8 protein-coding genes are annotated in these 14,842 nt (G+C 62.7%); 2 read left to right on the top strand and 6 right to left on the bottom strand.

Annotation, left to right across the window (positions count from 1 at the left end):
• Positions 1-238: 238 nt before the first annotated feature.
• Positions 239-835: a ribosome biogenesis GTP-binding protein YihA/YsxC gene (gene yihA, locus QZ460_RS08780; RefSeq protein ID WP_290541200.1), complete on the top strand. Its 597-nt coding sequence runs from the start codon at positions 239-241 to the stop codon at positions 833-835.
• A gap of 162 nt (positions 836-997) precedes the next feature.
• Positions 998-1,939: a ribose-phosphate pyrophosphokinase gene (locus QZ460_RS08775; RefSeq protein WP_290541199.1), complete on the top strand. Its 942-nt coding sequence runs from the start codon at positions 998-1,000 to the stop codon at positions 1,937-1,939.
• 213 nt (positions 1,940-2,152) lie between these two features.
• On the opposite strand, the gene QZ460_RS08770 is transcribed toward QZ460_RS08775, so the two are convergent.
• The 6 genes from QZ460_RS08770 to QZ460_RS08745 form a co-directional block, all read right to left on the bottom strand.
• Positions 2,153-6,184, bottom strand: coding sequence for a hybrid sensor histidine kinase/response regulator transcription factor (locus tag QZ460_RS08770; RefSeq protein WP_290541198.1), 4,032 nt, complete (start codon positions 6,182-6,184; stop codon positions 2,153-2,155).
• Positions 6,185-6,350: 166 nt separating this feature from the next.
• Positions 6,351-8,888: a DUF4962 domain-containing protein gene (locus QZ460_RS08765; RefSeq protein WP_290541197.1), complete on the bottom strand. Its 2,538-nt coding sequence runs from the start codon at positions 8,886-8,888 to the stop codon at positions 6,351-6,353.
• Between the two features lie 2 nt (positions 8,889-8,890).
• Positions 8,891-9,826 (bottom strand): ROK family protein, encoded by a 936-nt coding sequence (locus QZ460_RS08760; protein WP_290541196.1) that lies wholly within the window; start codon positions 9,824-9,826, stop codon positions 8,891-8,893.
• A gap of 3 nt (positions 9,827-9,829) precedes the next feature.
• Complete coding sequence (locus QZ460_RS08755; protein WP_290541195.1) at positions 9,830-11,473, bottom strand: Tat pathway signal sequence; 1,644 nt, start codon at positions 11,471-11,473, stop codon at positions 9,830-9,832.
• 22 nt (positions 11,474-11,495) lie between these two features.
• A complete protein-coding gene (locus QZ460_RS08750; protein ID WP_290541194.1) occupies positions 11,496-13,190 on the bottom strand; it encodes a sulfatase in 1,695 nt (564 codons plus the stop codon).
• Between the two features lie 16 nt (positions 13,191-13,206).
• Complete coding sequence (locus QZ460_RS08745) at positions 13,207-14,610, bottom strand: sulfatase-like hydrolase/transferase (RefSeq protein ID WP_290541193.1); 1,404 nt, start codon at positions 14,608-14,610, stop codon at positions 13,207-13,209.
• Positions 14,611-14,842: the final 232 nt, after the last annotated feature.

The following is a 14,842-nucleotide window of genomic DNA, read 5'->3' as shown; positions in this document are numbered from 1 at the left end:
GCCTCTATCGATCTCTTTCGGGGTCTCTTCCAACCCCTCAAAGCTCTTCGGAATGTTTCGGGGTTTGTCCGGGGATCCTCGATGGTCTTCAGCGCTCCTCAAAGCCCTTCAAAACACCGCGGGGCCGTGCGGCTGCCATTCTGTTCCGGACGGCAACCGGAAGATTTTACGGCCCCGCATGCAATCCGGGTTTGCAACCATCGGGCTTTTTCGTACCTTTGCACAAAACCTGAGACCGATGCAGATCACCAAAGCCGAATTCAAATGCTCGTCCGAGCGCATTTCGCAGGTCCCGAAGGACGACCTGAAAGACATCGCCTTCATCGGGCGCAGCAACGTCGGGAAGTCGTCGCTCATCAACATGCTCACCGCCCGCACCGGGCTGGCCAAGGTGTCGGGGACTCCCGGAAAGACACGCCTGATCAACCACTTCCGCATCAACGATGCCTGGTATCTGGTCGATCTGCCCGGATACGGATATGCCCGCACCTCGAAAATCCAGCGCAGCGAGTTTTCGAAACTGATCACCGACTATGTCATCAAGTGCGAGAAGATGCACTTCCTGTTCGTGCTGGTGGACATCCGACTCGAACCCCAGAAGATCGACCTGCGTTTCATCGAGATGCTGGGCGAAAACGGCATTCCCTTCGGCATCATCTTCACCAAGGCCGACAAGCTCTCGAAGACCCAGCGCGAAAAGAGCGTGGAGCGGTTTCGGACCACACTCGCCGAACAATGGGAGGAACTGCCGCCGATGTTCGTCTCCTCGTCGGAAAGAGGCGCGGGACGCGAGGAGATCCTCGACTTCATCGGCCAATGTCTGCGGCAAAACTGACCCCTAAGGCTGCGCAACACGGCAAGGCGCCCCGGTTCTGCGGAATGAAAACCGGGCCGCAAACGAAAAGGTTAACCGAATGTTGAAAAAACACCCCTCCGCGGGCGTGTTTTTTCACCGTATTGTTCTATCTTTGCAACGTCAAAAAAATCCTCGAAATCTATGGCTATCCACAAAATCAAAATTTTTACCGGTCGCGATTCGGAATATCTGGCCAAAAAGATCGCCGCAAGCTTCGGCACGACGCTCGGACAGTCGGAAGTCCTGCGCTTCAGCGACGGCGAATTCCAGCCCTGCTACAACGAATCGATCCGCGGATGTACGGTATTCATCATCCAATCGACCTTCCCGCCCTCAGACAATCTGATGGAACTGCTGATGATGATCGACGCCGCACGCCGCGCCTCGGCCCATCAGGTCGTGGCCGTAGTGCCCTACTTCGGCTGGGCGCGTCAGGACCGCAAGGACCGTCCCCGGGTGCCGATCGGCGCCAAGCTGGTAGCCAACATGCTGATGGCCGCAGGTGTCGACCGTGTGATGACCATGGACCTGCACGCCGACCAGATCCAGGGATTTTTCGACGTCCCGGTCGATGCCCTCTACGCCAGCGGCATCTTCGTGCCCTACATCAAGAGCCTCAACATCGAGGACCTCTCGATCGCAGCCCCCGACATGGGCGGTGCCAAACGCGCCAACACCTACTCCAAGCTGCTGGGCACGCCGATCATCATTTCGCACAAGGAGCGCGCCAAGGCCAACGTTGTGGGCAAGATGACGGCCATCGGCGATGTCGAAGGCCGCAACGTGCTGATCGTCGATGACATGATCGACACCGCCGGTACGATCTGCATGGCCGCCGACATGCTCATGTCCCGCGGCGCAAAGAGCGTCCGCGCAGCCATCACCCACCCGGTACTCTCCGGTCCGGCCTACGAGCGCATCAACGATAGCGCCCTGGAGGAGGTCATCGTGACGGATACCATTCCGCTCAATCCCAACAAGGACCTGCACAAATTCACGGTGCTGTCCGTGGCTGACCTCTTTGCCGACGTGATCGAACGCGTACACAACTACAAGGAGATCTCCTCGATCTTCTCGAAATAGAAGTTCTCCGACTCCCATCCGAAACCCCCGGGATCTTTTCGCAAGATCCCGGGGGGTTTCCTGTTCGTCTGGGCGGGTCGAGAGAGAGGGGAGGCTGAAGGAGCGGCCGAGAGAGCCACCGAGAACAGCCGAGAACGCGGCTGAAGAAGTAGCTGAAAGCTCAGTTGAGAGCAGCCGAGAACAGCCGAGGTAGCAGCCGAGAGGGAGGGGCTGCTACCCCACCTTCTCGCTGCCCTTGGTGCGGCTGCGGACATACTCCGTGGGCAGGCAGCCGACATGCTTCTTGAAACTCGTGGCGAAATACGACGGGGAGTTGAAACCCACCATCGAACTGATCTCCGAAATCGAGTATTTGCGGTCCAGAAGCAGTTTGCAGGCATAGTTGAAGCGGATCTTGCGGATGAACTTCGTGGCCGACTCGCCCGTGATGGACTTCATCTTCAGGTGGAGGTTCGAACGGCTCATGCAGAGTGCCTTGCTGAAATCGTTCGACGAAAACTCCTCGTTGTCCATGTTCTCCTCGACGATGCGGATGGCCTTCTTGAGGAACTCCCCGTCCATCGAGTTGGAGGTGATCTTGTCGGGGTCGATCTCCGCGTCGTCCGAATAGTAGTGGCGCATCCGGTAGCGGGCTTTCAGCAGGTTCTGGACATTGGCCGCGAGCAGCGAAATCGACAACGGCAGCGGCAGATAGCTGTCAGCCCCGGCCTCGATGCCCGTGATCTGCTCCTCGACACTGCCTTCGGAGGCCAGAATCACCACCGGAATATGGCAGGTGCGGATGTTTTGCTTCACCGCCTGGCAGAGTTTCAGCCCATCGATTCCCGGCAACACGCGGTCGGCGATGATGATGTCGGGTTCCAGCGTCTTGAGCCGTTCGAGGGCGTCGTTGCCATCGGCCGCCACCTCGACGCTGTAAAGGCTCTTGAAATGGTCGGCCACATAGCGTGCCATCTCGGCATTGGACTCGGCCAGGAGAATCGTCCCGCGCGTCTGCTCCGGGGTCTCCCCGGCAGGGGCGAAATCGCCACCCTCGCCCGACCACTCCTCGGGCAGGAATTTCTCGGCATCGCGAATGAACGAACCCCGCACGTCGTGCTCCCCGGCGCGCTTCCCGGCCGGATAGACCTCGATGTCGTCGGGCAGCGTGACGGTGAACTCCGAAAATGCCCCCGGTTCGCTCCGCAGCGTGATCGAGCCCTGGTGCTGCTCGACAATGCGGCGGACGATCGACAGCCCGATGCCCGAACCGGCGTGCGACTCATTGACCTGATAGAACCGTTCGAAGATATGCTCCTGCTGATCCTGCGGAATGCCGATGCCCGTATCGCGGACCGAGAGGCGGAAGCAGCCCTCACCGCGCTGCAGGGCGACGCGGATGACACCGCCGTCGGGCGTGAACTTGAAGGCGTTCGACAGCAGGTTCGTGAGCATCATCTCGAGGAACATCCGGTCGACGGGCAGCGCCATGCCGCGCAGCTCGGAGCTGAGGATATAGTCCATGTCGCGGTTCTGGGCCACCTCCTCGAACATCGAGAAGACCTCGGCGACGATGGCGTCGACATCCTGCACGGCGACCTTCATCTTGAACATCTCCAGCTCGGCCTTGCGGTAGTCCAGCAGCTGGTTGATGATGTGCAGGAGCTTGAGGCTGTTGCGGTAGATGTAGTTCAGGCGCGAGGAGACGTATTTGTCGGCCGTGCCGTGCTCGCGGATCTCCTGCAGGGGCGAGAGGATCAGCGTCAGCGGCGTGCGCAGTTCGTGCGAGAGGTTGATGTAGAAACGTATTTTCTCCTGGCTGAGCCGCCCGATCGACTCCTTCTCCATGCGCTCCAGCCGCAGTTGCATCTTCATCTTCATGCGGCCCAGCAGCGCCGCCACGACGCCCCCGACGCATCCCAGCGCCAGCAACACCCACAGAATCTTCGCCGCAAGGGTCTGCCACCACATCGGCAGCACGCGGATTTCGACCGTCGCAGGCTCGTCGTTCCAGCGTCCGTCGTTGTTCGCCGCGCGGACCTTGAAGAGATAGCGCCCGGGCTTGAGGTTCGAGTAGTTGACCTCGAGGTGCGAGGTCTCGTACCAGCGGGTGTTGAAGCCTTCGAGCTTGTAGGCGAAGGTGTTGCGGCCGCCGGAGAGCGGATTGACCGCCACGAAGCGCACCGTGAAGATGTTGCGCACGGAAGGGAAGGCCGCCGTCGTGACCCGCCCCGCCGAATCGCGTTCGATGCGCACGCGGGAGTCGCCGCCGGCATCGACCACATCCACGCCCGTGATCTGCGGCTCGGGCGCAAAGGGATTGTCCACCAGATCGTGGGGCCGGAACCACGTGATGCCGCCGATGCCGCCGAACCAGAAGATCCCGTCGCGGCTCCGGCAGTAGGAGTAGATGTTGAACTGGTTGTTGGCGATTCCGTCGCGCAGGGTATAGCGGCGGAAGGAGTTTTTCTGCGGATCGAAGCACGCCAGGCCGTCATTGGTCGAGATCCACAGCCGCGCCAGGTCGTCCTCGAGGATTCCGTAGACGAAATCGTTGGGCAGGCCGTCGGCCACGAAGAAACGCGTGAACGAATTGTCCGAGGCGTTGTAGCGGAACAGTCCGTGGCGGGTTCCGACCCAGATATTGCGGTGTGCATCCTCGGTGACACACATCACCGTGACATCCCGGCGGGAGGGGGCGGTTTCGTCCTGCAGCGGCATCAACTCGCAGCTCTTCACCTGCCGCACGTCGGGCTGCCAGAGATAGAGCCCGGCCCCGGTGCCGATCCACACCCGGTTTTTCGAATCGCGGAAGAGCGAGGTGATCTGCAGCGATCCCAGACGGGGCTCATAATCGGCGCAGAGGTGGCGCGAGAAACGCCCCGTGGCGCGATCAAACGACAGCAGTCCGTTGAGCGTGCCGACCCACAGCGAGCCGTCGCCGCCGTCGAGCAGGGCGTAGCAGCTGTTGTTGATCGGGATCGAGGCGTTGACCGAATAGTGGCGCACGCGCCGCGTGGCGACCTCCATGCAGCTCAAGCCCCCGGCATGGGTGCCGATCCACACGCGGCCGCGGCCGTCGGGAAGCACACATTTGACGTTGTTCGACAGCAGGAAACCGCCGGCGGTGTTGAACTCCGAGAAACGGCCCGTGCGGCGGTCATAGAGATTCACGCCATCGTCGTTGGTGCCGATCCAGAGGCTCTCCGAGGCGGGGTCTTCGACGATACAGCTCACCGTATTGTCGCCCAGCGAGTTGCGCGTCGGATCGTGGCGCAATACCCCGAAGCGGCGGGCCAGCGGATGGTAGTAACTCACCCCGCCGTAGTAGGTTCCGAGCCAGACGCCGTGCTGGGCATCGATGAAGATGGAGCGGATCGAGTTGTGGCTCAGCGACCCCGGCTCGGGGGAGTGCACATGGCGTTCGAAGCGGCCGCTCCGGGGATCGCGGATCGAGAGTCCGTCGAAGGTGCCGATCCAGAGACGCCCCTCGGCATCGGTTTTCAGCACCCGGATGTAGTCCGAGACCAGCCCGGGATTCGACGCGGCGTCGTAGCGGGCCGTGACCTGCAGCGCCCCGTCGAGACGGTAGAGGCCGTTGCCGTGGGTGGCGACCCAGTATCCGTCGCCGTCGGCAACGATGCTGGCGATGTCGTAGCGGGCCATCTGCGGCAGGATGCGCACGGCGTTGCCGTAGGTGGACGAGTAGGTGTAGATGCCGTTGGAGGTCCCGACCAGGAATCCGTCGCGCGAGGGGCAGACGGCATGTATGCTGAGGCCCGTGAGATAGGTCCGGATTTCGAGCTCGCGGCTGGCACGGTCGAAGAGCACGATGCCCAGGTCGGTGGCGAGGATCAGGTCGCCGCCGGCCGTGGCGGCAATGTCGGCGACCTGCATGGTGCGCCCCTCGAGGCGGAAGTTTTCGAACGTCTGCGTCGCGGCGTCGTAGCACGACAGGCCCGATGCGGTGCCGATCCAAAGCAGGCCCCCGTCGGCAAAGAGCGCATTGACCGAATTGTCGCCCAGGCTCTGTGCATCGCCCTCGATGTGGCGGAACACCGTGAACGAATAGCCGTCGTAGCAGTTCAACCCGTCCTGCGTACCCATCCAGATACGCCCCATCCCGTCCTGCGCAATGGCCATCACGGTGCTTTGCGACAGACCCTCATTGACCGACAGTGTGCGGAACTCGATGGCGGCGGAGAGCCGGCCGGAAGACAGAAAAAGGAGCGAGGAAAGAAGAAACGTAAGTTTGAGTTTCAGCATAGTACAACAACTTAGCGCATAAAGATACGTCATTATTTTCGGAAAAACCGCAATTCAGGCCGTTTTTCGGGGCCGGAAGCGGGCCTGCAGCGAGTCGGCGGCGGGTCGACAGCGGGTCAGTGGCGGGTCGGCAGCGGCGTCAGCGGCGTCAGCGGCATCAGCGGCATCAGCGCACCGAGGCGGGCACCGTGTCGACCAGTTCGCGGGTCGGTTCGCCCTTGCGCCGCACGACGGTGCTGCCCCCGATCTCCGATGCCGGGGTGTTGTAGAGCACGGCGTTGCCGCGGCGGTCCGTGACGGAGAGCGACGCGGGTTTCGAGGCGTCGAGCTCCGCCGAGACGCTCCATCCGCCGACCGTCACGCGGCCCTTCGCATCGCATTTCAGCGCCAGCGGCTTCCGCCCTTCGGGGGTGATTCGGAAGAAGGCCAGGAAACGCTGCGCACGGCTCTTCGTCGGGGTTGTGAACGAGGCATGCCACTGGTTCACATACTCCAGCACCTTGCCGTCGGCTCCCGTGCGTTTCTTCCAGTTGATTGCCGGGGAGAAGAAGCGATCGGTCAGATTCAGCTCCAAATCACTTGAGGTGAAGAGGTCCATCCGCCCCTCGGCCAGGGTGTTGGAGGCCGCGACGGCATTTTCACCGACCGCCACCATGCGGTTGTGGCTGTGCAGCAGCCATGTCCACGAGACCGGATGGCGGGCTTCGAGTTCATCGTAAACGACGATCACGTCGGGTTTCAGAAAGAGGAAATGACGGCGGAAGCGCGAGACTCCCGGATCGCCGAGGCCGTTTTCGGGCGTGTAGGCCACCTCCGATTTTTCCATGCGGTCGATCCAGAACGGGGTGCGGATGGAGTCGTAGGCATGCGAAGCATCGCCCAGCGTGTAGGTCAGCGCCTCATTGTCGGCGAAACGCGCCAGCCAGCCGTAGCCGTTCTCGCCGATGACCTGCGCCAGTCCATCGGCGAGGATCGTGTTGTGGCCCCGCGAACGGTAGTGCAACAGCGTGTGTTTGTCGTTGAAATTCGAATAGTAACCCGTGCCGCCGAACAACTGGCGCCCGCCGTAGTTGATCGTGAAGCCGTTGTGCGCGGCATGGGCATGTCCCGTCGAGCCGAACGGCAGGGCGAAGAAGGCCGCCATCAGGTCGTCCGAAGCATCGGCCGGATCGGTATGCATCAGCGAGAAGCCCGCATCGGGATAGAAGCGCGAGGTGTTGCGGGCGGGGGCTTTCGCCTCCACGTTGTCCTGCGGCTTGTCGGTCAGGATGCGGTAGAGCGCAAAACCGTGCGAACGGTAGAGGTTCATCGGATCGCTGCCGATGAGCCGGTCGGCATACCACCGCGCCTCGGGGCTCGGAAGCTCACGGGCCAGCGCATCGGCAAAGCCCATGTAGAGTTGCGACGGGGAGGTCATCTTCTCGTAGTCGTCGCCGAAGCCCGTGGCGTAGGAGCCCTTCGGGAAGGAGTAGACCAGAAACGAGGGCAGGTTGCGGTACCACGGCAGGTCGAAGAAATCGGTGCCTGTCAGGCGCGAAAGGACGAACGGCACATAGACGAATGTCACCAGATTGGCCTGCATGTAGCTGCTTCCGTCGTGCCAGCCGCCGTCGTCGCCGCCCAGAATCGGGAAGCGGGCGCACCAGACTTCATAGCAGTAACGGAACCATTTCGCGGCTTCGGGCAGGTCGCCCAGCGTGGCGATCGAAGTGAAGAGAAAGTTGCGGAAGGTGTGCTGCCAGACGTGGTTGTCCATCGAGTGGGTCTCGAAATCCTTGACGTAGTGGTTGTAGAAGTGCTCCCCGCGGACACGGATGGCTTCGAGCACGGCGGTCCGCTCGGAAGGGCTCATTCGCTCGCAGGCCGTGTCGTAGCCCACGGCCAGACCGTACATGATGGCCGAGCGGTTGAAATCCTCCGACGTGGCATCGCTGTCAACGGGCAACGACGCCACGTGAAGGGCATGGCGCACCGCAGCGTCGCGGAACGGCTCCTCGCCCGTGAGCAGGTAGGCGACCGAAAAGTCAACGACGGGCTGCGTAACCACCTCGCCGAATTTGTGGTACATGAAATTGATGAGCGTCTTTTTCCGGAAAGGCGTCATCCCCGTGGTGTCCCGGGGGCGCGTGGGCGCGACGGGCACGAGGTCCATATTCAGATTCCGGCGGGCCCTGAGCACCAGTTCCCGGGCTTCGGGATTGTGCTGGGCCCGGGTGCGGAAGGCATCGACCCCGTCGCGGGAAACATAGAGCCGGTGGTGCGGCATGGCGGAGACCCTGCGCACCAGCTCCTCGCCCGCAGGGGTGGCGAAGCGTCGGCTCGAAGCATCGACCGTGAAGGCATGGACCGCCGACCAGCGCTCCTCACCGCCGGGTTCCGCAACCGACCACTGCCAGTACCAGCGGCCTGCGGCCAGCGGCTCGTGGCAGGCGTAGGCCGCCCATTCGAAAGGCTCCGAGGGACTGACTCCGGCGAAGGTGCTGTCCTGCGACAGCCGCACACGGTAGACCCCGCGTTTCGAATCGCCCGAGGCAGGCCAGAGCAGCGCGGGCGGGTTTTGTGTCACGACACTGCCGTCCGCAGGCTGGGCCCATTCGCGGTAGCGGGGCCGCAGCGACTGTTTGTCGAGCCGGATTTCGGCCGGAAGCTGCGCCGCAGCGTCGAGGAGCGCGAAAAGCATCGCAAAAAGCAGGATTCGCCTCATCGTCACCGCGTTTTATCCAGTGCCAGTCCCGCGGCGCCCATGCATCCGGCACGGTTGCCCAGCGTGGCACCCACCAGTTCGGTATCCCCGCCGCAGACATCCATCGCCTGACGCCGGACCCCTTCGCGCAATTTTTCGAGGTAGAAATCCCCGGCTTCGGAGATGCCGCCCCCGATCACCACGCGCTGCGGGGCAAAGAGGTTGACCATCGAGGCAATGCCGTGTGCGAGGTAGTTCCAGTGCTCCTCCATGGCCTGCACGGCTGCCGGAAGGCCCTCCCGGTAGCAGGAAACCACCTCCCGGCCGTCCACTTCGGCATCGCGGCCGCGGCCGCTCAGGTCGCGGAACCGCCGGACGAGGGCTGAGGTCGAGGCGTAGTGTTCCAGGCACCCCGCCCCACCGCAGGCGCACGCCTCGCCGTCGCATTTGACGCTGATGTGGCCCATCTCCATGCCGCGGTTGCGGTAGCCCCGGTAGAGGCGTCCGTCGATCAGCACGCCGCAGCCGATACCGGTGCCGACGGTGACGAAAACCACATCCGTGGCTCCCTTGGCGGCGCCGAAGAGCGTTTCACCCAGCGCCATCATGTTGGCATCGTTGCTGACGAAGGTCTTCAGCCCCGTGGCGTCCTCAATGCGGTCGGCCAGGGGGATGTTCTCCCATCCGGCGATGTTCTCCGCACCGCCCAGCACCGTGCGTCCGTCGGCCGAGATCACCCCGGGGGTGCCGATGCCGACGCCCTCGATTGTCAGTCCCCGTTCCGAGGCATAGTCCCGACAGGCCCCGATGCCGCTCAGCACCTGGCGCAGTACGACTTCAGGCCCCTCCTGTGCAAAGGCCGGGAGCTGATCGCAGAAGGGCATATCGCCCGAAGAGGCGACCACGGCGTACTTCACCGAAGTGCCGCCGAGGTCTATTCCGATTGCATAACGTTCCATATACTAAGCCCTTTCCACCCAGATCGGCGAGCTCCAGCCCCACTGGCCGTCGCGCTGGCGCACGCGCACATAGTAATAGTCCGTATCGCGCTGGGGCGTGTCGTCGACCATGCTGTGTCCGACGCAGAAGGCCGCCTCGGGCTGTGCGCGTTCGAACTGCACGGCCTCCGAGAGCCAGCCCCGCAGGAAATGGGCCCGGGCACCCTCCAGCAGTTCGGCGATCGAATGTTCGTAGGAATGGCCGTTGAACTCGGCGACGAGCTTCGCCGTGCGGGGCGCCGTCACGTCGAGGATGACGCCCTGCATGGCCGGGGTCATCACGTTGGGATTCTTCGACGAGTACATGTCGAGCACCACGTGCCGGTCGTCGCGCTCGACGACACGGTTGACGCGCGTATGGAATTCGGTCTCACCCGGCTGCGGCGAGGTGAAGGCCGCACCGCGGAAGCAGGTTTGCAGATCGTCGATCGTCCCGCCGGTCAGCCGCAGCTGACCCTGCCAGTGGACATACTCCTCCTCGCGGTTCCAACCGAAATTGACCTTGATTTTCGTGCGGATCACCTCGTTGGAAGGCGCCGCGGCACGGTGCGGGCCGTTCAGCCGCGCAATGCACTGCCCGTTCTTGATCAGGTCCACGTAGTCGATGGCGTTCTGGCCCTCGACATTGAGGTAGATCTCGCGACGGCCGGCACGGATCACATCGCCCGAGACTCCGCCGTTGATCCGGAAATCGATCTTGATCTTGTCGCCCGTGACACCGCAGACATGGCGGCGGCCCATGTGCTCCCAAAGGGCGTCGCGGTCCAGAGCCGGGGCGTAAACCCCGATGCGGCCGTCGCCGTAACTGCCCGGATAGCCGGCATGCTGGTCGGTGGAGCACATCAGGCCGAATTTATGGCCCTGCTCCAGTCCGTACAGGATCGAGCCTTCCCAGATGCGCGGCCCCATGTCGTGCAGGTAGTCGTAGTCGCCCGTGTCGCTCTCGGCCAGCCCGTGGCGCGAGAACATCTCGACAAACGGCGTCTGCCGGTCCTGATTGAAGGCCGCCCAGTTGTAACCGCGGAATCCGGTCATATAGCCCATGTGGTGGGGCGTGATGTAGCAGTCGTAGGACCTGAGTTTCTCCTTGAGGTCGGGAACCGAGGTGCACTCGACCAGCGGTGCGTTGAAGTCGCGGAACAGCGCCACGTGGTCGCCGTGTTCCATGCTGTGGCATTCGTAGGAGGCGAAGGTCAGAAATTCGCCCGGACGGTTGGCGGCCTGGATGGCTGCCAGGTATTTGTCATAGCCCCCGGCGCGCAGGCGATTGAACGCCTCGGTGTGGTAGCCGATGACCCAGTTCAGACGCGGGTCGTTCTCGCCCGGGATGTCGGGCCACAGGGCGTGGGGCGTCACCGAGACGAAATCCAGCTGCTGGCCGGCAGCAGCCAGGGCGTCCGAAAGTTCGCCGTGGCCATAGGTCACGTTGCAGTGGTTGTGCACGTCGCCCCAGAAGACCTTGAACTCCTTGAGCGAGGGGAATCCCTTTTTCAGATCGTCGGGTAACGAATCCCGGTCGCCCGGACGTGCGTATCCGGGGATCGTCCCCGCGGCCGCCAGGCCGAGCAGGCTCCAGCCCGAAGCCTTCAGAAAGTCTCTTCTATCCATCGTAAGGTGTGTTTTGCGTGTTTTACAGTTGGTCCGCACCGCGGAAAAATTCGTACTCCCGTTCGCAGGGGTCCGTGTCGCCGCACTCCTGCTGGAGCGCTTCGAGACGCGCGTGCATGTCGTCGCGCACGGCTGCGTATGCGGGATCGTTATAGACGTTGCACATCTCGTGGGGATCCTTTTTCAGGTCGTACAACTCCCACTCGTCCACATCCTTGTAGAAATGGATGAGTTTGTGGGACTCGGTCCGGACGCCGTAATGGCGCTTCACGGAGTGCCACGAGGGGTATTCGTAATAGTGGTAGTAGACCCCCGTGCGCCACGCCTCGGGAGTCTTGCCGCCCGAGGTGAGCACGCCCTTCAGCGAACGGCCCTGCATGTCGGCCGGGACCTCCAGACCCGCCATATCGACAAACGTCGGGGCCAGGTCGATGTTCATGGCCAGCGCCTTCGTGCGGACTCCGGCAGCAACGGCCTTCGGATAGCGCACCAGCAGCGGCGTGCGCTGGCACTCCTCGTACATGAAGCGCTTGTCGAACCAGCCGTGCTCGCCCAGGAAGAAACCCTGGTCGGAGGTGTAGACGATGATCGTGTTGTCCAGCTCGCCGATCTCATCGAGATAGTCCAGCAAGCGGCCGACATTCTCGTCGACACCCTTGACCACGGCGCAGTAGTCCTTCATATACTGCTGGTATTTCCAGCGCGTCAGCTCCTCCGGCGACACGCGGCCCTTCATGCGCTCGTATTCGGCGATGCGCGGGGCATAGGCCCGGTCCCAGTTGGCACGCTCCTCGGGAGTCATGCGGTTATAGGCCGCCTGGAACTGTCTGGCACTGGTCCGCCAGTCGTTGGCACGCGACACGTCGTCGCGGTTGGCATCGCTATTGGCGGCGGCCGTGGGTTCGGCCGTGGGTTCGGCTTCGTAAGACTGCGCCAGCTGCTCGGGGCTCATCAGCTTGAGGTCCCACTCGGGCCACATGTCGCGGCCGATCTCCATGGCCTGCTCGCGGGCGGCGGTGCCGCGCCCCGAATAGTCGTCCAGCAGGTTGAAGGGCTCGGGGAAGACCCGTCCGTCGTTGATGCCCAGATGGCGCTGCGCCGGCATCCAGTTGCGGTGCGGAGCCTTGTGGTAGTAGAGCATGGCAAACGGACGCGACTTGTCGCGCCGGGAGAGAAAGCCGATGGCCTTGTCCGTAATGACATCCGTGACGTAACCCGGCTCGACACGCTCCTCGCCGTTTTCGATGAACAGCGGCGAATAGTAATCGCCCTGTCCCCTGAGGATGCTCCAGAAATCGAATCCCTGAGGCGCGGAATTGAGGTGCCATTTGCCGATCATCGCCGTCTGATAACCGGCCTCGTGCAACAATTTCGGGAAGGTCTGCTGGTCGCCGTCGAAGGTCTGAGAATTGTCCGTGAAGCCGTTCGCGTGGCTGTACTTGCCCGTGAGGATGCAGGCCCGCGAGGGGCCCGAGATGGCGTTGGAGACGTAACAGCTCTCGAAGAGCATGCCCTCATGCGCCAGGCGGTCGAGGTTGGGGGTTTCGACCAGCAGGCTGCCGTAACAGCTCATGGCCTGCGTGGTGTGGTCGTCGGTCATGATGACGATGATGTTGGGCCGTTTGGAACGACCCTCGCTGCACCCGGCAAGGGCGGCCAGCGTCAGCGGAACGGCGGCATAACGCACGCCGCAACGCATGGATTCGAGGTTCTTCATATATTCGGATCGATTTTCAGTTTCGGGATTGGACAAAGGGGCGCAGGTTGCGCACGAGCTTCGGATCGCCGATGCGCACACCCCAGTCGTACAGCGCACGGCGCAGGCGGCTTAGTTCGGCCTCGTAACGGCGGTCTACGGCCAGATTGACCATCTCGCCGGGATCGTCCTGCAGGTCGTACAACGCCTCGCGGTTGCGCCCCCACTGGTAGAGGACGTATTTGTAACGCGGTCCGACGATGCTCCAGCCGCGCATGCCGGGGCCCGGGAGAAGCGTCTCGACGAACACCTCGTCGTGGAGCGTCGTCCGGCGCCCTTCGGCCACGGGGCGCAGGCTCCGACCCCGGTAGCGCTCGGGATCGGGCGTCACACCCGCATAGTCGCAGAGCGTGGCGTAGAGGTCCAGACCCACATTCGACAGCGCCTCGTCGTTGGTCACACCCCGCAGGCCCGTGCCCTTGGGAGGCTTGACGATCAGCGGCACGTTGATGACCTCCTCCTGCAGGTTCCACTTCTGATTCCAGCCGTGGGCGGCCACGCCGTCGCCGTGGTCCGAGAGGAAGACGATCGCCGCATCGTCGTAGAGCCCGTGAGCCTTCAGCACCCCGACGATGCGCCCCACCTCCCGGTCGGCACGCTCGACCAGCCGGTAGTAGGCATAAAGATAGTGCCGCCAGTCGTCCTGCGTGTAGGTGTAGGTGTCGTGGTAGCGGGGCGAGGAGGCATGTTCGAGCGTCAGGGCCTCGGCCGCATAGGTCGAAGGCATGAAATTGGACGGGAGATTGGGACACGCCTCGGTGGAGAAGGGAGCCAGCTCGCCGTATTGGAGCGTCTCATGACGCCCGTATTCGCAGATTTCGTGGGGATTGAGCAGCGAAGCAACCAGAAAAAGCGGCTTCGAACCGTCGTACTCCTTCAGCGCCGCGTCGCAGGCGTCGGCCAGCGCCGGGTCGTTCATCTTCGAGATGCGGCGAAACCCTGTGCCCGAATCGGGCAGATTGACCTCCGGGATATGCCATTTGCCCGCGTAGAGGCACTCGTAACCCGCCTCGGAAAGGCGGTGGCCGATGCCGGCCTGCATGTCGGCGTCGGCGGGGCGTATGCCGTTGTCGAAGGCCCCGATCTCGAAGGGCATGCGCCCCGTGATGAGCGCCGCACGGCAGGGACCGCTCAGCGGATAGGGGCAGTAGGCCCGCGTGAAGCGCACGCCGTCGGCGGCCAGTGCATCCATCGCAGGGGTTTGGACCCACGGATTACCGGCGCACGACAGGGCTCCGGCGGTCTGCTGGTCTGTCATGATGACGATGACGGCGGGACGTTTCCCGGAAGGGGTTTTGGGTGTCGACGCGGCGGCGGCATCGGCGGCCACGCTCAGAGCGGCGAGCGACGCAAGAAAAGGGGTTTGATTGGGACTGGTCATAGGTATGGTTTTTCGGTCATACAAAAATACACAAACCTGCAACGAAAATCCCGAAGATTGTCCCCAAAATCGCAAATCGTGTGCAAAAGCCTTTCGATTTTGTAGAATCGAGTTTTAAATTTGTCCCAAAACCCCGCCGAAAAGCCTCTCTCGGGCCGTTATTCGACAAATACGGCATCGGACTGCACAAAACTGAAACCGCTTTGCAGAAATTCCGGAAAGGATTGGCCAT

The sequence above is a fragment of the Alistipes sp. genome (assembly GCF_020026455.1).
In the GTDB taxonomy this organism is placed as follows: Bacteria; Bacteroidota; Bacteroidia; order Bacteroidales; family Rikenellaceae; genus Alistipes.
This window is presented reverse-complemented; position numbering and strand designations above follow the sequence as displayed.